Below are 18,591 nucleotides of genomic sequence, written 5' to 3' on the forward strand. Positions count from 1 at the left end.
ACGACGCGCCGCCGACACCCGCGTGCGGATCATTCGCGGATCCCATCGGCACGCCCCGGAACGCACGGCGGCCCCGGAGCGTCCGGGAAGGACACTCCGGGGCCGCGGGCCTCGGTCCCGGCCCCGCCGCCTACTCCGTGGCGATCGCGTTCAGTACGTTCATCCGGCCCGCCCGGAACGCCGGGATCAGGGCGGCGAAGAGGCCCACGAAGGCCGAGCCGACGAAGACCGTGAGGATCGTCGGCCAGGGGATCTCCAGGACGTCCAGGCCCTCCAGGGCGAGCAGTTTCTGGGCGGTCGCGCCCCAGCCCATCCCCAGGCCGAGGCCGAGGAGCGCGCCGAAGACGGCGATGACCACCGACTCCAGGCGGATCATGCGGCGCAGCTGGCGGCGGGAGAGGCCGATGGCGCGCATCAGGCCGATCTCACGCGTCCGCTCGACGACCGACAGGGCCAGCGTGTTCACGACGCCCAGGACCGCCACGACGATCGCGAGGGCCAGGAGCCCGTAGATCATGTTGAGCATCTGGCCGACCTGGTCCTTGAGGGTCTGCTTGTAGTCGGTCTGGTTCTTGACGTGGACCGTCGGGTCGGCGGCGACCGAGGACTTCAGCGCCTTGTAGGCCTGGCCGGCCTTGCCCGGCTCCGCCTTGGCGAACATCATCCCGTTCAGCGGCAGCCGGTCGGCGGGCACGTACCGCTTGGCGGTCGTGAGGTTGATGTACATCGCGCCCTTGTCGAACGTGGTGTCGTCCGACGTGATCGCCGCGATCCTCAGGCCGACGGTGCGGCCGTGGTCGAAGGCGACCTTCATCGTGTCGCCGACCTTGAGGTGGTTCTTCTTCGCGAACTCCGAGCCGACCGACATCGCGTCCTTGCCGTACGCCGCCGACAGCTCACCGGCGGTCGTCTCGCGCCGCAGGTCCTGGGCGTACGTGGGGGTCGCGGCGACGAGCTGCTCGTCCTCCTTGACCCCGCCCGGCGTGGTCAGCGTCGTCCGGACGAACTTGACCTCCGTGACGTGGGAGACGTACCCCGACTCACCAGCGCTCTTGAGGGCTTGGGCGGCCTGCGGCTTCAGCCCGTTCTGGCCCTCGACGATGAAGTCGGCGCCGACGGACTTGTCGAGCTCGCTGGTGGCCGAGGCGACCATGGAGGAGCCGACGACGGACAGACAGGCGACGAGCGCGAGGCCGATCATCAGTGCCGCGCCGGTGGCGCCGGTGCGGCGCGGGTTGCGCAGCGCGTTCCGCTCGGCCATCCGGCCGACGGAGCCGAACATCCGCAGGAGTACGGCGCTGATGACGCGGACCACGCCGCCCGCGAGCAGCGGGCCGATCACGACGAAGCCGACGAGCGTGGTGACGATGCCGACGCCGAGCCACAGAGACCCCTCGCCCGCCTTGGCGGCCTGGGTCGCCGTGTAGAGCGCGAAGCCGCCGCCGCCCGTGAGCACGAGACCGATGAGCCCGCGGACCAGGCCCGCCTTGACGTCGGCGGGCGTGCCCGCGTCCCTGAGGGCGGCCATCGGCGAGACCTTGCCCGCGCGGCGGGCCGGCACGTAGGCGGCGAGGACGGTGACGACGATGCCGAGCAGCAGCCCGATCGCCGGGGTCGTCCAGCGGACCGTCAGGTCGTCGGTGGACAGGTCCATGCCCGCCGCGGACATCATCTTCATCAGGCCGACGGCGAGTCCGACGCCCGCGCCGACCCCGATGACCGACCCGAAGACGCCGAGCAGCAGCGCCTCGACGAGGACCGAGCGGTTGACCTGCTTGCGGCTGGAGCCGACGGCCCGCATCAGGCCGATCTCGCGGGTCCGCTGGGCGACCAGCATGGAGAACGTGTTGATGATCAGGAAGATGCCGACGAGGAAGGCGATCCCGGCGAAGCCGAGCATGGCGTACTTGATGACGTCCATGAACGAGCCGACGTCCTTGCGGTTGGCGTCCGCGGCCTCCGCCTGCGTCTGGAACTTGTACGGGCCGTCGAGGGACGCCGCGACGTTCTTCTTGAGCACGGCGTCGCTGACGCCGGCGTCGGCCGCGACGTTGATCTGGGTGAACTGGCCGGTGCGGCCCAGGAGTTCACGTTGGGCGGTGGCCGTGTCGAAGTAGACGACGGCCGCGCCCGGATTGGTCACCTTGAAGGAGGCGATGCCGACGATCCTCGCCCTGAAGTCGCCGGTGGCGGCGATGGTCCGCAGCTCGTCGCCCATCTTCAGGTGGTGCTTCTTCGCGGTGTCGGAGTCGACCATGACCTCGGTGGGTCCGCGTGGGGCGTGGCCCGAGGTGATGTCCATGGACCGCAGGTCGTTGTGGGTCCAGTTGCCCGCGATGGTGGGGGCGCCGTTCTCGGAGCCCATGTTCTTGTTGTCCGCGTTCACGACGGTCACGTTCATCGAACTGACCGCGCCCTCGGCCGACTTGACGCCGTCGGCCCGCTCGACCCGGGTGAGAGCGGAGGCCGGCATCGACTCGGGGCGGCCGGTGTCGCTGCCCTCGTTCTTGGCTTCCTTCGGGCTGACGGTGACGTCGGACGACGTCGCCGCGAACAGCTTGTCGAACGTCGTGTCCATCGTGTCGGTGAAGACGAGTGTGCCGCACACGAACGCCACCGACAGCAGGACCGCGACGGCCGACAGGGCCATGCGCCCCTTGTGCGCGAAGAAGTTGCGCACGGACGTCTTCATCATGGTGTTCGCACTCATGACGTGCGGCCTCGCGCGTCGAAGTCCTTCATACGGTCGAGGACGGCGTCGGCGGTGGGGCGCAGCATCTCGTCGACGATGCGGCCGTCCGCGAGGTAGAGCACCCGGTCCGCGTACGAGGCGGCGACCGGGTCGTGGGTGACCATCACGATGGTCTGGCCCAGCTCGTCGACGGACTGCCGCAGGAAGCCGAGGACTTCGGCGCCGGCCCGCGAGTCCAGGTTTCCGGTCGGCTCGTCACCGAAGATGATCTCCGGCCGGGCGGCGAGGGCGCGGGCCACGGCGACGCGCTGCTGCTGGCCGCCGGAGAGCTCGGTGGGCCGGTGCCTGAGGCGCTCGGCCAGGCCCACGGTCCGCACGACGCGGTCCAGCCACTCCCTGTCGGGTTTGCGGCCGGCGATGTCCATGGGGAGCGTGATGTTCTCCAGCGCGTTCAGCGTCGGCAGCAGGTTGAACGCCTGGAAGATGAAGCCGATCCGGTCCCTGCGCAGCTGCGTGAGCTTCTTGTCCTTGAGGCCGGTGATCTCGGTCTCGTCCAGGTGGATCTGCCCGGACGTGACGTTGTCGAGCCCGGCGAGGCAGTGCATGAGCGTGGACTTGCCCGACCCCGAGGGGCCCATGATCGCGGTGAACTGGCCGCGGGCGATGTCCACGTCGACGTGGTCGAGCGCGACGACGCGGGTCTCGCCCGAGCCGTAGGCCTTGACGACCTGCCGCGCCCGCGCGGCAACGGCCGTACGCCCTCCGGTGCCCCCGTGCCGGGGAATGGTCACAGCCGTTGTCACGGTACGTCTCCTATGCCTGAACGGGTCGGTGCGGTGTACGTAAGTCTGGTGACGCGGAGCCCCCGGCGCGCTGGTGGAAGTCACCGTCTTTCCCGGGGGAAAACCCCACCCCTCGAAGGTAGGAAGAACCCCCCGCCCCTCTCGTCCTCCGAGCGGACGAAGCACCCCCCGTCCCTTGTACGGAGGTCCCCCTAGGGGAGGTCCACCCCTCGGTGGACCCCTACTCAGGGTCCGTCCACCCGCATAAGGTGCGCACCGGAGATAGATGCAGGGGGAAGGAATCCGGTGGGCGGCGCGGCATCGCAGGCGGGCACGGGCACAGGCGCGGGCACGGACCGGCGTCGGGGAGCGGTCGTCGCCGCGCTGATGCTCTCGATGGCACTGGCGGCCCTCGACTCCACCATCGTCTCCACCGCGGTCCCGCAGATCGTCGGCGACCTCGGCGGCTTCTCCGTGTTCTCCTGGCTCTTCTCGGGCTACCTCCTAGCCGTCACCGTCACGCTGCCGGTCTACGGCAAGCTGTCCGACACCTTCGGCCGCAAGCCCGTACTCATCGGCGGCAGCGCCCTCTTCCTGCTCGGCTCGGTCCTGTGCGCGGCGTCCTGGAACATGGGCGCGCTCATCGCCTTCCGCGTCGTCCAGGGACTCGGCGGCGGCGCCATACAAGGCACCGTCCAGACCCTCGCCGCCGACCTCTACCCCCTCAAGGAACGCCCCCGCATCCAGGCCAGGCTCTCGACGGTCTGGGCGACCTCGTCCGTCGCGGGCCCGGCGCTCGGCGGAATGCTCGCCTCCGGCGCGGGCTGGCGCTGGATCTTCCTCATCAACGTGCCCATCGGCGCACTCGCCCTGTGGCTCGTCGCCCGCCATCTCCACGAGCCCGTACGGGAGAAGGGGCCGCGTGCCCCGATCGACTGGGCCGGAGCGCTCGCGGTGTTCGCGTGCGGCGGGGTCCTGCTGACGGCACTGGTCCAGGGCGGCGTCGCCTGGGGCTGGCTCTCGCCGCCGTCAATCGCCTTGTTCAGTACGGGAGTTGCTCTGACGGCCGCCGTGGTCGCGATCGAGCGGCGCGCCGCCGAGCCGATCATCCCCGGCTGGGTCTGGCGGCGCCGCACCATCGCGGCCGTCAATCTCGCGCTCGGCGCCATGGGCCTCCTGATGGTCGCGCCGACCGTGTTCGTGCCCACGTACGCGCAGGCCGTCCTCGGGCTCGCGCCGATGGCGGCCGGGTTCGTGCTCTCCGTGATGACGCTGAGCTGGCCGGTCTCCGCGGCCCTCAGCCAGCACGTCTACCGCAGGATCGGCTTCCGCAACACGGCCGTCGTCGGCATCGCGGCGGCCCTCCTGATCCTGCTCGCCTTCCCGCTGCTGCCCTACCCGGGCGCCGCCTGGCAGCCCGCGCTGATCATGCTGGCGCTCGGCGCGGCACTCGGACTCTTCCAACTGCCCCTGATCGTCGGGGTCCAGTCGACCGTCGGCTGGGCCGAGCGCGGCACGACGACGGCGTCCGTCCTGTTCTGCCGGCAGATCGGCCAGACGATCGGCGCCGCGCTGTTCGGCGCCGTCGCCAACACCGTGCTCGCCGGACGGCTCGGCGGCGCCGGCTCCCTCGACGCGGTGGCCGGGGCCCTGGAGAACCCGGCCTCCGTGGCAGACCCCGACCGGCTCCGGCACGCCGTGGCGGCGGCCGTCGACGCGGTCTACGTGGGCGCCGCGTGCGGGGCCGCGCTCGCCCTGGTGATCCTGCTGTGCCTGGCGCCGCGGCGCTTCCCGGTGATCGACCAGGAGAACGAGCGGGCGGCCGGGGCCGAGCCCAGGACCGATCCCGAGCCCGAGCCCGAGCCCGAGAAAGCCTCACCCTGACCACAAGGTTCACAGCAGCACCACTCACCCCTCTCACAACAAACCGACTGAACAGTTCGACAGAACCGTCGCGCAATCCCCCTACCTACGAGTAACGTTCCGGCTCCCCTCTCGCTCCCTGCGTCCGCAATCCCCGGCGGACCCAAGCCGCGCAAGGAGAACCGGGATGCCCGACACCCCCCACCGCTCCTTCCCCGACCCCGACGCCCCCTGGCCCGCCCCCTCCCCAGCGGACCGGAACCCGTACGGAACCCAGCACCGGAACCCGTACGGGACCCGGGACCAGAACGCGTACGGAACCCAGCACCAGTCCCCGTACGGAACCTGGCACGAACCCCCGCACCACCAGCCGCACCACCAGCCGCAGCCGCAGCCGCACCACCAGCCGCACCCCGCCCCCGACCCCGCGCCCCTCACCTACCCCTGGGCGCCCCCTCCCCCGCCGCCCGCGCCCGCGCGCCGCCTGCCGCGCCACCCTCTGCTCGGCCGCCACAGCGACCTGCGGCTCCTGCGCGTGGCGTACCGCCGGCAGCGGCGCGTCGCCACACTCACCGCGCTCGGCTACTTCACGCTCTTCCTCCTCCTGTCGGCGTTCGCCCCCTCCCTCATGACGGGCACGCTCCCCGGCGGCCTCTCCACCGGCCTCCTCCTCGGCCTGTGCCAGCTCCCGGTCACCGGCCTCGCCCTCTGCCTGTACGAGTGCACGGCCCGCCGCCGCGTCGACCCGCTCGCCCACCGCCTGCGCCGGCAGGCCGAGTTGGACCACCGGCCGACGCCCGGCACGGCAGGAGGGGTGCTGCGATGACCGTCTTCAGTGACTCGGCGCACGACATGTCCCTGGTCGCCTTCACCGCGGTCGCCACGATCACGCTGCTCCTGTGCGTGATGACCGGCCCCGACCGTGACGACCTCGACGAGTTCTACACCGGCTTCGGCTCCCTCTCCCCGATGCGCAACGGGCTCGCCATCGCGGGCGACTACATCTCCGCCGCGACCGTCCTCGGCACCGGCGGCATCATCGCCCTCGCCGGTTACGACGGGATCGTCCTCGCTCTGAGCACGTCCCTGTCCCTGATGCTCCTGATGTTCCTGCTGGCCGAACCCCTGCGTAACGCGGGCCGGTTCACCATGGGCGACGCGCTCGCCCGCCGGATGCCGGGCCGCGCCGTACGCGTCACCGCGTGCGCCACCACCCTCGCCGCGCTGCTGCCGCTCATGCTGGTCCAACTGGCGGGCGCGGGCGACCTGTTGGCGTTCGTCCTCGGCTTCACCAGCGAGGGCTTCAAGACGGGGTGCGTCATCGCGCTCGGCGCCCTGATGATCAGCTACGCGGCGATCGGCGGCATGAAGGGCACCGCCCTCATCCAGATCCTGAAAACCGTGACGCTGCTCGGCTCCGGCCTGGCCGTCGCCCTCCTCATCCTGCACCGCTTCGACTGGAACCCCGGCGCGCTCGCCTCACAGGCCGCGCGGGCCAGCGGCGCCGGCCCGGCGTTCCTGCACTCGGGTCTCCAGTTCGCCGGCAGCGCCAACCCCCGTCTGGACATGATCAGTTCGGAACTGACGGTCGTCCTCGGCGGCGCGTGCCTGCCGCACGTCACCATGCGCATGTACACGGCCCGCAGCGCGCGTGAGGTGCGCCGCTCGATGTCCTGGGCGGTGTCGGCGGTCGGGTTCTTCGTCCTGGTCATGGCGGTCGTCGGGTTCGGCGCGACGGCGTTCCTGGGCCGGGCCGCCGTCGCGGCGGCCGACCCGCAGGGCAACACCGCGTATCTGCTGGGCACGCGGGCCGCGTTCGGCGCGGACGTCTCGACGGCCGAGACGCTCCTGTTCACCACGGTCACCACGGCGCTCTTCCTCACGCTGCTCGCGTCGGTCGCCGGAATGATCCTGGCCTGCGCCAATTCCCTGGCCCACGACGTCTTCGCGCACCGCGCAGCGCCGCTCACGGGCCGCCGCGAGATGACACTCGCCCGGGTCTCGGCGCTCTGCGTCGGCGTACCCGCGATCCTCCTGGCCACGCTCGTCCAGCACCGCAACCTCCAGCCGCTGGTCACGCTGTCGTTCTGCCTGGGCGCCTCGGCACTCGCACCGGCCCTCGTCTACAGCCTGTTCTGGCGCCGCTACACGCGCACGGGCCTGCTCTGGACGCTGCTCGGCGGCACGGTGTCCTGCCTGGTCCTGATGACGGGTACGAACCTGGTGTCGGGGTCCCCGACGTCGGCGTTCCCGGACCAGGACTTCAACTGGTTCCCGTTCACCACGACGGGCATCGCCTCGATCCCGCTCGGCTTCCTCCTCGGCTGGCTCGGCACGCTCGCCTCGGGCCGCCGCACGGCGGACACCCAGCGCCGCCAGTACGAGGCGGTGGAGTCCTGGATCCTGGCGGGCGCGACGCGGCGCGCACCGCGGACGGAGGGCTGAAGGCCTGTCACCCGATACACAGGCGCACGCCTACGCCTCCTCTGCCTCCCCCGTCCCTTCCCTCTCCTCCGTAGGGGTGCGGCCCGTCAGGGATGCCAGGCTGGCGCGGACGTGCTCCATGTGGGCGCGGACCTCGTCCCACTTCTCGCCGTGCTCGCGCAGCACCCGCTCCGTCTCGCGGCCCACGCGCTCCTCGTGCCGGGCCGCCTCCGCGAGGATCTCCGCGGCGCGCGCCTCCGCGTCCTCCTGACCGTGCCGGGCCGCCTCCTCCGCGTCGGCGAACCCGCGCCGGGCCTCGGCGAGGCGCGCCTCGGCCCGCTCGATGCGTTCCGTCTCACGCGCGTCGGCCGCGGCGTCGCGCCCGGCGATCTCGCGCTCGGCCTCGTCGCGCCGCCCGGCGTGGTCCTTCTCCTGGTCGGCGAGGGTCGCCGCGGTCCGCTCGCCCATCTCGTCGAGCGCGGCGAGCGCCTCCGCGCGCCGCTCCTTCGCCTCGTCGCGGGCGGCGCCGCGGATCCCGTCGGCCGTGGCCCGGTCCGCGCCGAGGCGCTCGTCGGCGGCCTGTTCCGCGGCGGCCCGTACGGCGTCGGCGTCGGCGCGGGCCGCCTCACGCGTCGCCCGCGCGTCGGCGTCCGCGTCGCCGGCGATCCGCCGGACGTCCTCGGCGCCGGTCGCCCGTATCTCCTCCACCTGCTCCTGCGCGAGGGCGAGGATCTCGCGGGCGCGGTCGGTGAGGGACTCGTAGGTCTGGGGGGCCAGCTGCGCCACGGCGAGCCGCAGCCGTTCCGCCTCGGCCTCCAGCTCCTCGACGTGGGCGGTCAGCCGGGCGGCGCGCTCACGGGCGTCGTCGCGGTCCCGGAACAGCTCCGCGGCCAGGGCGTCCACCTGCTCGGGACGGTAGCCGCGGCCCCGTCCCGTGACGAAGCCATGGGGCGACACCGACGCACCGCTGCTCATCCTTGATTCCCCTCTGCGACTCTCCGGCCCGGCACACGATCGAACGGGAAGTGCCCATAACGCGACACTCCGCCCAACCCTCCCGACAAGGATGCGTCAAATACGACCGAAAGCCGGAATCGAGAACCCGGACGCGAGCGACGTCACACACACCCACCGGAGAAACGGGTGAGGCGCGCGACCTGTCCGGTCGCGCGCCTCACCCTCACACCTCCGTGACCGCCGCCTACAGCAGTCCGTCCCACATCTGCTCGAGGAGCACCGACCACCAGCCCTCCGGCGACGCGAGCGCCGCCGGGTCGACGGCGGCCAGCTGCGCCTGGAAGTCGACGGTCCAGCGGCCCGCCTGCTCCTGGTTGAGCCCGAACCGCAGCGGCCACATCCGGCCGAGCACCGCCAGGCTGCGCGCGAACTCGGGCAGCCCGGTGTTCACGAACTGCGGCGGCACGGGAGCGCCACCGGGGCCCGCCTCCACCGGTACGGCCACGATGTTCGCCGTGCCGTACTGGACACAGACGGCCCGCCCGAAGTCGCTGCCCATCACGAGGTACGACCCCGCGTCCGACGCGGGCTGCACCCCCCGCTCCTGCGCCAGCTCGGCGAGCGTCGGCACCGGGCGGCCCGGCTGGGCCTGCGCCCAGAAGAACGGCCCGAAGTCGGCGGGCAGCCCCGCCACGACGAGGGTGTGCGCCACGATGTCCGGCACGCCCTGACGCGAGACGGCGCGCTGGTCGAAGCGGAACACGCCGGGACCGAACGCCGCGGCCAGCTCATGCCCGATCGCCTCCGGCGGAACCGGCGGCATGGGCTGCGCGGGCGGCAGCGGCGCCCGCACCGGCGCGAGCCGCGCGGGACCGTCGGCCACCTGGTGCAACTCGCCCTGGTGCGCGATCAGTTGCTGCATGCCCTGCTGACGCGACGCGTGGTCGCGGCCGTACGGGGCGATGGACGTGATCCGGGCCTGCGGCCACTGCTCACGGATCATGCGGGCGCAGTACGCGCCCGGCAGCTCGCACGACTCCAGCTCCGTGTGCAGCTCCAGAACCTGGTCCGGCGGGATGTTCATGCCGCGCAGCTCGTGGAAGATCTGCCACTCCGGGTGCGGCGTACCGGGCGCCGAGCGGCGGATGAGCTGCTGCTCGGACCCGTCGGGCGCGCGGTACCGCAGCACGGCCTGGTAGCCGGGCCCGACGGTCGGCTGACCGCTGGGCTGCGGATACCCGTACGCGGCGGGGGGCGGCCCGCCCGGAACCTGCTGCCCGGGCATGGGCGGAGGCATCGGCATCCCGCCCGGCACCTGCGGCGGCGGAGGCGGAGGCATACCGGGACCACCGGGACCACCCTGCCCCGGCCCGGCCAGCATGGTCGCGGCGTGATGCACACCACCGGGCGGCGTACCGGGAGCGCCCGGCGCGGACGGCGGAGGAGGAGGCATACCGGGACCACCGGGACCGACCTGCCCGGGCCCGGCCAGCATCGTCGCGGCATGGTGCACACCGCCGGGCGGCGTACTGCCCGGGGCAGCGGGAGGCAGCGGCGCACCCGGGACACCGGGCGGACCGGGAGGCTGCGGCGCCCCCGGAGTGCCGGGCGCGCCGGGCGGCTTGGGCGCGCCGGGGCCACCCATGCTGCCGGGCGCGAGCATCGTCGCGGCATGGTGCACGCCACCGGGCGGCGTACTCCCCGGGGCGGGCGGAGCCTCGGGCCCGTCGGGGCCGAGCTGCGAGACGAGCTGAGTCGGTACGTAACCGGCGGCCGGGGTGCCGGGCGCACCGGGCCCCGAAGGCCGCGCACCCGGAGTGCCGGGCGCACCGGGCGGCGGCGGAGTCGTCGCGCCACCACCGCGCGCACCGCGGGGCGGACCCTGCGCCTTGCTGGTCGCGGCATCGGCGATGTCCCCGGCCCCAGGAGCGAGCGGCCGCCCGGAGGCATCCTGCGGATACCCGTACGAGGAAGGCACCCCCGGCGCAGCAGTCTGCGAAGGCGAACTCCCGGGCGCGGGCGGCACGTTGACCCCAGGAGCCGGAGTAGCACCAGGCGCCGGCGAGCCGAGCGCGGGGGCCACCGCGGTACGCGGAAGCTGACTGCCACCCGACATCAGCGCGGTCTTGGCGTCCGGCGGCGTGACGGGCGCGGGCGCGCCGGCGCCGTCCGCGAGCGGAGGCGCGAACACGGTCGCCGGGGGAGCGACCGAACGGTCCTCCTCCTCACCTGCGTTCGTGTCCGTACCGGCCCACGGAGTGGCCCCGGCCGGGGCCGGAGGCGAGGCGGGCCAAGGCGTCGCTCCACTACCACCGTCAGCGACAGAAGCCTGCGGCACCGACGGCGAAACCTGAGCGGACGAGACCTGAGCGGACGAGACCTGAGCAGACGAAACCTGATCGGACGAAGCGTCAGCGGACGAAGCCTGAGCGCCGCCCTCCCCCCGCCGATCCGGAATCCCCAACTTGTCCGCCGCCTCCTGGAGCCACTCCGGGGGGCTCAACAGGAAGGACGTCTGATTCAGATCCACCCGCTCGGGCGGCGAGTCCACCGGCTCCGGCGAAGCGTCCGGAAGCCCGTACTCCTCCTCGTACCGCCGGATCACCTCACCCACCGGCAGTCCGGGCCACAGCGTGGCGTCACCGCTGTCGCGCGCGATGACGAGCCGCTGGCGCCCGCCGTCGGACACCGGACCGCCCTCGCGGTCCTCGGCCCACACCACGAACCCCAGCTCGAACTCCCGCACCCGCACCTCACGGTGCTGGTAGCCGGGCACATCCCCGTTGATCCACTCTTCGGCGCGCTCCTGCGCCTGCGCGAACGTCACCATCGGACACTCACCCCTCGTCCGGAACAGTCGAAGCGGCAGCGTCGACAGCCTTGGCGAACCCGCCGTCGACCATCAGATTCGCCACCGTCTCCAGCTCGGGCGGATTGCCCGCGAGCCGGGCCAGGAAGGCATCGAAGTCATCACCGCACGGCAGCAGCAGCCGCTCCACCCGCTCGGCGACGGACCAGCCGGCCGTTTCCCCGCTGTCCCGCGCGTCGTCGTACGCGCAGAACCACACCGAACCGGCCCGCTCACCCTTGACCTTCACGGCGAGGATCCCGCCCTGCACGAAGGCGACACCCAGGTAGTCCTTGGTCAGGTGATCACGCAGGCACTTGTTGACGTACACCAGGTCGTTCACCGCGGCCTCGTCCCGCACCGTGAAGAACGGCTGGTCCACGAGAAGCCCCAGCTCGGCATCGAGCGCGGCCCCCACCGGAGCACACCCGCCCGCCGCCTTCAGGAACGCCCGGTACGCGCCCGGCAGCCGGTACCCGAGATCCTCCTCGGCACCCATCACCTGCTGCTCGCTCACGGCCACCGACGACTTCGGAAGCCCGAAGTGCGCGGGCCGCGTCTCCTGCAGCGGACGCGTCCCCCGCTTGCGGTGGTCCACCGCGGCCGTCGCGAGACCACCGTGATGCCGCAGCAGCGCCTTCACCTCGACCGGCACCAGCTCCATACGCCGACTGCCCGGCACGTGATGCCAGGTCCAGCCGTGCGGCGTCGCCACCGGCACGATCGTGTCCCACAACTCATGCCCGGCGGCGGCCATCGCCGCGTTCGCCGACACATAGTCCGTCAACCGCAGCTCGTCGACCCCGAACCCCTCCGGAGGATCGGCGATCTCCGTCGCGGCACGCGCGTACGCCGAGAAGTCCGGAAAGCCGTTCCCGTCGATCCGTACGCCCCTGGGATGGCGCGCTGCACGGACCGGGTCCGGGAAGTGCACGACCTGCCCGGCGTAGGCCGCGTTCGGCGGCGCGGCTTGCTGCCCGAGCCGACCTGTCGTCATGGCGGTTGCCCCCTGCGGCACTGTTATGGATCGCGGATAGCGACAGCCTATGCGGTTGTACGACACCGGTCACCGGCCCTCCGGTTCCATGACCAGCAGTCACCTCACCGTGACGATGAGCCCACAGTCCCGCGTGTCGTCCGGCCCCAGCTTCCGCACCACCGGCCCCATTTGGCAGTCTGTCCACGCAACCCGGGGGATTGCAGGAGGGGAAGCACCACATGCAGAGCAGCACCAAACCGTCATCCGAGACGGCCTCGAAGCCGGGCACCGAGCACCCGCTCGCCGCCGACGGCCCCTCCGGCGACCCACGCGTCGGCTGGAGCAGCACCGAGGACGCCCCGGCCCCGGCACTCCGCCAGCGCCGCGACGGCATACTGCCCACGGTCGCCGCCGCCCTCTCCGTCCGCGGCACCACGCTCACCAGCACAGCAGCCCGCGGCGAGCACGCCCCCACCCTCCACCCGCTCGTGCAGGACTTCCTCGACACCCTCACGAGCGCCCAGCGCGACCGCTTCACCGGCCGCTGCGCCGAAACGATCCTCATCTCCCGCCACCTCACGGCCGCCGACGAGGAACGCTCGAAGCGCGCCCGCCGCAAACCCATGACCAACGGCGAAGCCCGCAAAGCGCTCAAAAGCGCCAAACTCACCACCCGCCGCATCCGCGAGGACGGCGACCCCCTGCACGGCGGCTTCGCCCGCCCCTGCCGCGCCTGCGCCGCGCTCACCGCCCACTTCGGCGTCCACGTGGTCGACCCGGCCACGGACACCGACTGACCGTCGCAGCACGCACGACCGCAGGCAGCAGCAGAACAGGACGAGGCCACCCGCATGACCGCCGACCGCAACCGCTTCACCACCCCCGTCGACACCGCACTGCGCGCCGCCGGCTGGCAGCCCGGACGCTGGGACATCAAACAGGCCGAATTCTGGGCCGACGCCCTGCGCACCCACGTATCCCCCGCAGGCCACCGCCACAGCGTCTTCCCCGCAGCGGTCGAGGCCTGGGCCGAATTCGGCGGCCTCCACCTCACCCCCCAGGGACCCGGCCGCCAGATAGCACCGGCCCAACCGCACCTCGACCCCCTGCACGGCCTCCACATGGCCCGCACCCTCGGCGACCTGGGCCGGGCCCTGGACACCGAGGTCTGCCCCCTGGGCGCGGAATCCGGCTCGGAAGCACTCCTGGCCATCGACACCGAGGGCCGCGTCTACGCCCTGGACCACAGCGGCGACTGGTACCTGGGCCCGGGCATAGACCAGGCCCTGGAAACCCTGATCACAGGCACAACACCAACGCGCCTGACGGCATAAACCGAGCCCCCCCCCCGGCGATCAGGCGCGTACGAGACGGGAGGGGCCGTGGCGGGATGTGCGCGCGGAGCCACCAGCACCACGCGCAGGCGGCATGATCTCGCGGAACGAGGCCCCGTAGAACAGCGAGCACGTACATCCCGCCGCGGCCCCGCACCTGAAAAACCGGAGCGCCCCGACCGCCGCCCGCACCCAAGAAACCGAAGCACCCCGACCGCCGCCCGCACCCAAGAAACCGAAGCGCACCGACAGGCCACCCCGCACCGGCTACCCCGCAGGCAACACCGCGGACACCCGATACCCACCCGCATCAGTGGGCCCGCACACAAAAACGCCGCCGAGCCCGGTCACCCGCTCCTTCATCCCGACGAGCCCGTTCCCCCCACTGGGCAACCGCACCCCCGCCGCAGAATCCGCATCCGCCGCGGGCGGCTCGTTCTCGACCTGCATGGCAATCTCGGACGCGCGATGAGCAAGCCGCACATACGTCTTCGCCCCGGCCGCATGCTTGTGCACGTTGGTCAGCGCTTCCTGAACGACGCGATAGGCGGTCTGCTCGACGGCAGCAACATACGAAGAAGTCACATCCCCCTCAACAAGCAGCTCAACAACCATCCCCGCGGCCCGAGACTGCCCCACGAGCTCATCCAGATCCCCCAGACAGGGCCCGTCCTCATCATCGACGGCACGAGACGCGGCAGCGGCAGCAGCCACCCCCACAGCAGCAAGCGGCGCCACGACATCAGACTCCCGCACCCGACCGCCACCACCCCCGGCCCGCATCACCCCGAGCATCTCCCGCAGCTCAGTGAGCGCCTGCCGCCCCATATCCCCCACCAGGGCCGCGTTCTTCACGGCCTTCTCCGGATCCTTACGGGCCACGGCCTGCAAGGCCGCCGCATGCACGACCATCAACGAAACCCGATGCGCGACGACGTCATGCATCTCGCGGGCGATCCGCGTCCGCTCCTCCCCCCGAGCCCACTCGGCCCGCTCCTCCGCCCGCTCGGCAAGCAGCTGAAGCTCCCGCTCCAGCGAATCGTTCCGCTCCCGAAGAGACTCCATGAGCCGCCGCCGAGCCCCTACATACAGCCCCAGCAACAACGGCGGAGCGGTAACCCCCAACGACGTCGTAATGGCGACGAACGGAACGAACCAGCCCCCCACCCGCACCAGACCGCCGTGCCCCATGTCCCGCTGGGCCTGCACCACGGCCACGATCAGCGTGCCGAGGAACGACATCCCGGCGAGCGCCCCGATGATCCGCCGGGGCATCTCGGACGCGGCCAGCGTGTAGAGGCCCACCACACCCAGCAGCACACCCATCTGGGCCGGGGTCACGGCGACGCCGACGAGCACCACCGCGATGGGCCACCGCCGCCGCAACACAAGCGCGAACCCGGCGAGCACCCCGAAAACGACCCCCACGGCCACCGGCACCCCGGCATCCCGCGCGAACCGAACCCCCTCCACCCCGCACTCGACCGCCGAAGCGACCGCAAGTCCCCCGTCGAGCGCGGCACTACGCCAACGCCCCCACCACCACGGCCCCCCGGCCGTCCGGTGCGTTTCCCCCGTCGTGGTCATACCGCCCAGCCTACGGGCGCGGGGTGCCCCGTTTCCGGTGACTTTCCACGCCGATCTCCGTCGGCGACCCCAAGTACCGTCGCACCGAGGCCTCCCCGTACGGCATAGTGTTGGTGGCCCGGCCGACAGCCTGACGAAATGTCCGACTCCGGCCGCTTCCATCCCCCGTGGTGTAATTGGCAGCACTGTGGCTTTTGGTGCCATCTGTCCGGGTTCGAGTCCTGGCGGGGGAGCTCACCTTGTAACGCGGCCCGAATGCCGGCCCGACCAGTCGGTCGGGCCCCGCACTTATTTCCGCCCCACAACCCCCCGGTATCCTGCGGATGTCCCCCCATGTCATCCGAAGCCGAAGGGCACACCCGTGAGCGCCAATAGCCCGGCCGCCGCCGTCGTCGTTCTTGCAGCGGGTGAGGGCACCCGTATGAAGTCGGCCACACCGAAAGTCCTGCACGAGATCAGTGGCCGGTCGCTCGTCGGGCATGTGCTCGCCGCCGCGCGGGAGTTGAACCCGGAGAACCTCGTCGTCGTCGTAGGTCACGAGCGCGAGCGGGTCCGTGAGCACCTCGCCGCGATCGACCCCGAGACGCGTACCGCCGTGCAGGAGCAGCAGAACGGCACGGGGCACGCGGTGCGGATGGGGCTCGAGGAGCTGGGCGGCCAGGTCAGCGGGACGGTGATCGTCGTCTGTGGCGACACCCCGCTGCTGACGGGCGAGACGCTGAAGAACCTCTCGGCGACGCACTCCGCCGACGGCAACGCGGTGACGGTGCTGACGGCCGAGGTTCCGGATGCGACGGGTTACGGCCGGATCGTGCGGGACGAGGCCACCGGCGCCGTGACGGCGATCGTCGAACACAAGGACGCGAGTGAGGCGCAGCGGGCGATCCGGGAGATCAACTCGGGTGTGTTCGCGTTCGACGGTGAGCTGCTGGCGGACGCGCTCGGCAAGGTGCGCACGGACAACAGCCAGGGCGAGGAGTACCTGACGGACGTCCTCGGCATCCTGCGTGAGGCGGGTCACCGCGTGGGCGCGGCCGTCGCCGCGGACCACCGTGAGATCGCGGGGATCAACAACCGCGTCCAGCTGTCCGAGGCGCGCCGCACGCTGAACGACCGGCTCCTGGAGCGGGCGATGCTCGCGGGCGTGACGGTCGTCGACCCCGCGTCGACGTGGATCGACGTGACGGTGAGTTTCGAGCGGGACGCTCTCGTGCACCCGGGCACGCAGCTGCTCGGCGCGACGCACCTGGGCGAGGGTGCCGAAGTCGGCCCGAACACGCGCCTGAAGGACACGAGGGTCGGTGCGGGGGCGCGGGTCGACAACACGGTGGCGGACAGCGCCGAGGTGGGCCCGCAGGCGTCCGTGGGCCCCTTCGCGTACCTCCGCCCCGGCACGCGCCTCGGCGTGAAGTCCAAGATCGGTACGTACGTGGAGACGAAGAACGCGACGATCGGCGAGGGCACGAAGGTCCCGCACCTCTCCTACGTCGGTGACGCGACGATCGGCGATTTCACCAACATCGGTGCGGCGAGCGTCTTCGTGAACTACGACGGCAAGGACAAGCACCACTCGACGATCGGATCGCATTGCCGGACCGGTTCGGACAACATGTTTGTGGCTCCTGTCACGGTCGGGGACGGTGCTTACACCGCCGCAGGCTCGGTGATCACGAAGGACGTACCGGCCGGTTCGCTGGCCGTGGCCCGTGGCCAGCAGCGGAATATCGAGGGTTGGGTGGCTCGTAAGCGTCCGGGGAGCGCGGCCGCGAAGGCGGCTGAGGAGGCGTCCCGGGAGGCCGGCAGCGAAGGCTGACCGGAAACAGGTGCCCCCGACACGGCGTACCGTGATAGGTGCACACGATTCGGCTGCCTCGCTGCTAATGGGACGAGCGGGCGCAGCGGCGGAAGAACGCGTCTGAGGAGACAAGTGCTGTGACCGGGATCAAGACGACCGGCGAGAAGAAGCTGATGCTCTTCTCCGGCCGCGCCCACCCCGAGCTTGCCGAGGAGGTCGCGCACCAGCTCGGTGTCGGGATCGTTCCGACCAAGGCATTCGATTTCGCCAATGGCGAGATCTACGTTCGCTACCAGGAGTCCGCTCGCGGCGCCGACTGCTTTCTGATCCAGAGCCACACGGCTCCGATCAATAAGTGGATCATGGAGCAGCTGATCATGATCGACGCGCTGAAGCGCGCGTCGGCCCGCTCCATCACGGTGATCGTGCCGTTCTACGGTTACGCCCGTCAGGACAAGAAGCACCGCGGACGTGAACCGATCTCGGCGCGTCTGGTGGCCGACCTGATGAAGACGGCCGGTGCGGACCGCATTCTGACGGTGGACCTGCACACGGACCAGATCCAGGGCTTCTTCGACGGCCCGGTGGACCACCTGTTCGCGCTGCCGATCCTGGCGGACTACGTGGGTGCGAAGGTCGACCGCGACAAGCTGACCGTCGTCTCCCCGGACGCCGGCCGCGTGCGCGTCGCCGACCGCTGGTGCGACCGTCTGGGCGCGCCGCTGGCGATCGTCCACAAGCGCCGTGACAAGGACGTCGCGAACCAGGTCACCGTGCACGAGGTGGTCGGTGACGTGAAGGGCCGCGTCTGTGTCCTGGTCGACGACATGATCGACACGGGTGGCACGATCTGCGCCGCCGCGGACGCGCTGTTCGCGCACGGTGCGGAGGACGTCATCGTGACGGCGACGCACGGTGTGCTCTCGGGCCCCGCCGCGGACCGGCTGAAGAACTCGAAGGTGAGCGAGTTCGTGTTCACGGACACGCTGCCGACGCCGGGCGAGCTGGAGCTGGACAAGATCACGGTGCTGTCGATCGCGCCGACGATCGCGCGCGCGGTGCGTGAGGTCTTCGAGGACGGTTCGGTGACGAGCCTCTTCGAGGAGCAGGCGTAACCACGCAGGCGTCACCACACGGGCGCAACCACGCAGGCATCGCCACGCCCGCGCTCGTATAGATCAATTTTGGGGCGGCCTCCCCGCCGGGTAGACTCACGGAGTTGCTCGGCGAGGGAGGCCGCTCTCATTTCCGTTCGGAAGTGGTGGCGGCGGTCCGTTATCGACGCGCTCTTCGTAGCAGGCCCGTTCGTGGCCGGGTGACCACCTTCCCC

General features: G+C 71.5%; 13 protein-coding genes and 1 tRNA gene. 8 read left to right on the forward strand and 6 right to left on the reverse strand.

All coding sequences use genetic code 11. From position 1 onward, the window contains the following. Nucleotides 1-130 precede the first annotated feature (130 nt). On the reverse strand, nucleotides 131-2,710 hold the full coding sequence (locus EOT10_RS31805) for an ABC transporter permease (protein ID WP_127831841.1): 2,580 nt from the start codon (nucleotides 2,708-2,710) through the stop codon (nucleotides 131-133). Continuing rightward, on the reverse strand, nucleotides 2,707-3,495 hold the full coding sequence (locus EOT10_RS31810) for an ABC transporter ATP-binding protein (protein WP_127831842.1): 789 nt from the start codon (nucleotides 3,493-3,495) through the stop codon (nucleotides 2,707-2,709). Before EOT10_RS31810 ends, EOT10_RS31805 begins: the two co-directional genes overlap by 4 nt. Nucleotides 3,496-3,780: 285 nt before the next feature. Between EOT10_RS31810 and EOT10_RS31815 the strand changes: the two genes are divergently transcribed. The 3 genes from EOT10_RS31815 (at nucleotide 3,781) to EOT10_RS31825 (ending at nucleotide 7,782) form a co-directional block, all read left to right on the forward strand. Then, on the forward strand, nucleotides 3,781-5,358 hold the full coding sequence (locus EOT10_RS31815; RefSeq protein ID WP_127831843.1) for an MDR family MFS transporter: 1,578 nt from the start codon (nucleotides 3,781-3,783) through the stop codon (nucleotides 5,356-5,358). Between the two features lie 166 nt (nucleotides 5,359-5,524). Beyond that, nucleotides 5,525-6,163 carry a DUF485 domain-containing protein gene (locus EOT10_RS42920; RefSeq protein WP_317617375.1) on the forward strand — a complete coding sequence of 213 codons (639 nt, stop codon included), beginning with the start codon at nucleotides 5,525-5,527 and terminating at the stop codon, nucleotides 6,161-6,163. Then, a complete protein-coding gene (locus tag EOT10_RS31825; protein ID WP_127831844.1) occupies nucleotides 6,160-7,782 on the forward strand; it encodes a sodium/solute symporter in 1,623 nt (540 codons plus the stop codon). The genes EOT10_RS42920 and EOT10_RS31825 overlap by 4 nt, the downstream gene beginning before the upstream one ends. A gap of 30 nt (nucleotides 7,783-7,812) precedes the next feature. On the opposite strand, the gene EOT10_RS31830 is transcribed toward EOT10_RS31825, so the two are convergent. The 3 genes from EOT10_RS31830 to EOT10_RS31840 form a co-directional block, all read right to left on the reverse strand. After that, complete coding sequence (locus tag EOT10_RS31830; RefSeq protein ID WP_127831845.1) at nucleotides 7,813-8,736, reverse strand: coiled-coil domain-containing protein; 924 nt, start codon at nucleotides 8,734-8,736, stop codon at nucleotides 7,813-7,815. Nucleotides 8,737-8,962: 226 nt separating this feature from the next. Then, a complete protein-coding gene (locus EOT10_RS31835) occupies nucleotides 8,963-11,548 on the reverse strand; it encodes an SUKH-4 family immunity protein (RefSeq protein ID WP_127831846.1) in 2,586 nt (861 codons plus the stop codon). Nucleotides 11,549-11,555: 7 nt separating this feature from the next. Continuing rightward, on the reverse strand, nucleotides 11,556-12,563 hold the full coding sequence (locus tag EOT10_RS31840) for an SMI1/KNR4 family protein (RefSeq protein ID WP_127831847.1): 1,008 nt from the start codon (nucleotides 12,561-12,563) through the stop codon (nucleotides 11,556-11,558). A gap of 221 nt (nucleotides 12,564-12,784) precedes the next feature. On the opposite strand from EOT10_RS31840, the gene EOT10_RS31845 reads away from it, so the two are divergent. Together EOT10_RS31845 and EOT10_RS31850 are read left to right on the forward strand one after the other, a co-directional pair. After that, nucleotides 12,785-13,342 carry a YwqJ-related putative deaminase gene (locus EOT10_RS31845; RefSeq protein ID WP_127831848.1) on the forward strand — a complete coding sequence of 186 codons (558 nt, stop codon included), beginning with the start codon at nucleotides 12,785-12,787 and terminating at the stop codon, nucleotides 13,340-13,342. A gap of 54 nt (nucleotides 13,343-13,396) precedes the next feature. Then, a complete protein-coding gene (locus tag EOT10_RS31850) occupies nucleotides 13,397-13,879 on the forward strand; it encodes an SUKH-3 domain-containing protein (RefSeq protein ID WP_127831849.1) in 483 nt (160 codons plus the stop codon). A gap of 267 nt (nucleotides 13,880-14,146) precedes the next feature. Here the strand turns inward: EOT10_RS31850 and EOT10_RS31855 are convergent, their stop codons facing one another. Then, a complete protein-coding gene (locus tag EOT10_RS31855; protein ID WP_127831850.1) occupies nucleotides 14,147-15,466 on the reverse strand; it encodes a sensor histidine kinase in 1,320 nt (439 codons plus the stop codon). Between the two features lie 161 nt (nucleotides 15,467-15,627). On the opposite strand from EOT10_RS31855, the gene EOT10_RS31860 reads away from it, so the two are divergent. The 3 genes from EOT10_RS31860 (at nucleotide 15,628) to EOT10_RS31870 (ending at nucleotide 18,376) form a co-directional block, all read left to right on the forward strand. Then, nucleotides 15,628-15,699: transfer RNA gene (locus tag EOT10_RS31860), tRNA-Gln, on the forward strand. Between the two features lie 128 nt (nucleotides 15,700-15,827). Further along, nucleotides 15,828-17,279, forward strand: coding sequence for a bifunctional UDP-N-acetylglucosamine diphosphorylase/glucosamine-1-phosphate N-acetyltransferase GlmU (gene glmU / locus EOT10_RS31865; RefSeq protein WP_127831851.1), 1,452 nt, complete (start codon nucleotides 15,828-15,830; stop codon nucleotides 17,277-17,279). Nucleotides 17,280-17,398: 119 nt separating this feature from the next. Further along, nucleotides 17,399-18,376: a ribose-phosphate diphosphokinase gene (locus EOT10_RS31870; RefSeq protein WP_116512553.1), complete on the forward strand. Its 978-nt coding sequence runs from the start codon at nucleotides 17,399-17,401 to the stop codon at nucleotides 18,374-18,376. The last annotated feature ends 215 nt before the right edge of the window (nucleotides 18,377-18,591 follow it).

The organism is Streptomyces antnestii (genome assembly GCF_004005495.1).
Taxonomy (GTDB): domain Bacteria; phylum Actinomycetota; class Actinomycetes; order Streptomycetales; family Streptomycetaceae; genus Streptomyces; species Streptomyces antnestii.

Bases quoted from the DNA above. Each gene is read 5' to 3' on its own strand.
- EOT10_RS31845 (WP_127831848.1), top strand. From the start codon at position 12,785: ATGCAGAGCAGCACCAAACCGTCATCCGAGACGGCCTCGAAGCCGGGC.
- EOT10_RS31855 (WP_127831850.1), bottom strand. From the start codon at position 15,466: ATGACCACGACGGGGGAAACGCACCGGACGGCCGGGGGGCCGTGGTGG.
- EOT10_RS31850 (WP_127831849.1), top strand. From the start codon at position 13,397: ATGACCGCCGACCGCAACCGCTTCACCACCCCCGTCGACACCGCACTG.
- EOT10_RS31830 (WP_127831845.1), bottom strand. From the start codon at position 8,736: ATGAGCAGCGGTGCGTCGGTGTCGCCCCATGGCTTCGTCACGGGACGG.
- EOT10_RS31835 (WP_127831846.1), bottom strand. From the start codon at position 11,548: ATGGTGACGTTCGCGCAGGCGCAGGAGCGCGCCGAAGAGTGGATCAAC.
- EOT10_RS31840 (WP_127831847.1), bottom strand. From the start codon at position 12,563: ATGACGACAGGTCGGCTCGGGCAGCAAGCCGCGCCGCCGAACGCGGCC.
- EOT10_RS42920 (WP_317617375.1), top strand. From the start codon at position 5,525: ATGCCCGACACCCCCCACCGCTCCTTCCCCGACCCCGACGCCCCCTGG.
- EOT10_RS31805 (WP_127831841.1), bottom strand. From the start codon at position 2,710: ATGAGTGCGAACACCATGATGAAGACGTCCGTGCGCAACTTCTTCGCG.
- EOT10_RS31825 (WP_127831844.1), top strand. From the start codon at position 6,160: ATGACCGTCTTCAGTGACTCGGCGCACGACATGTCCCTGGTCGCCTTC.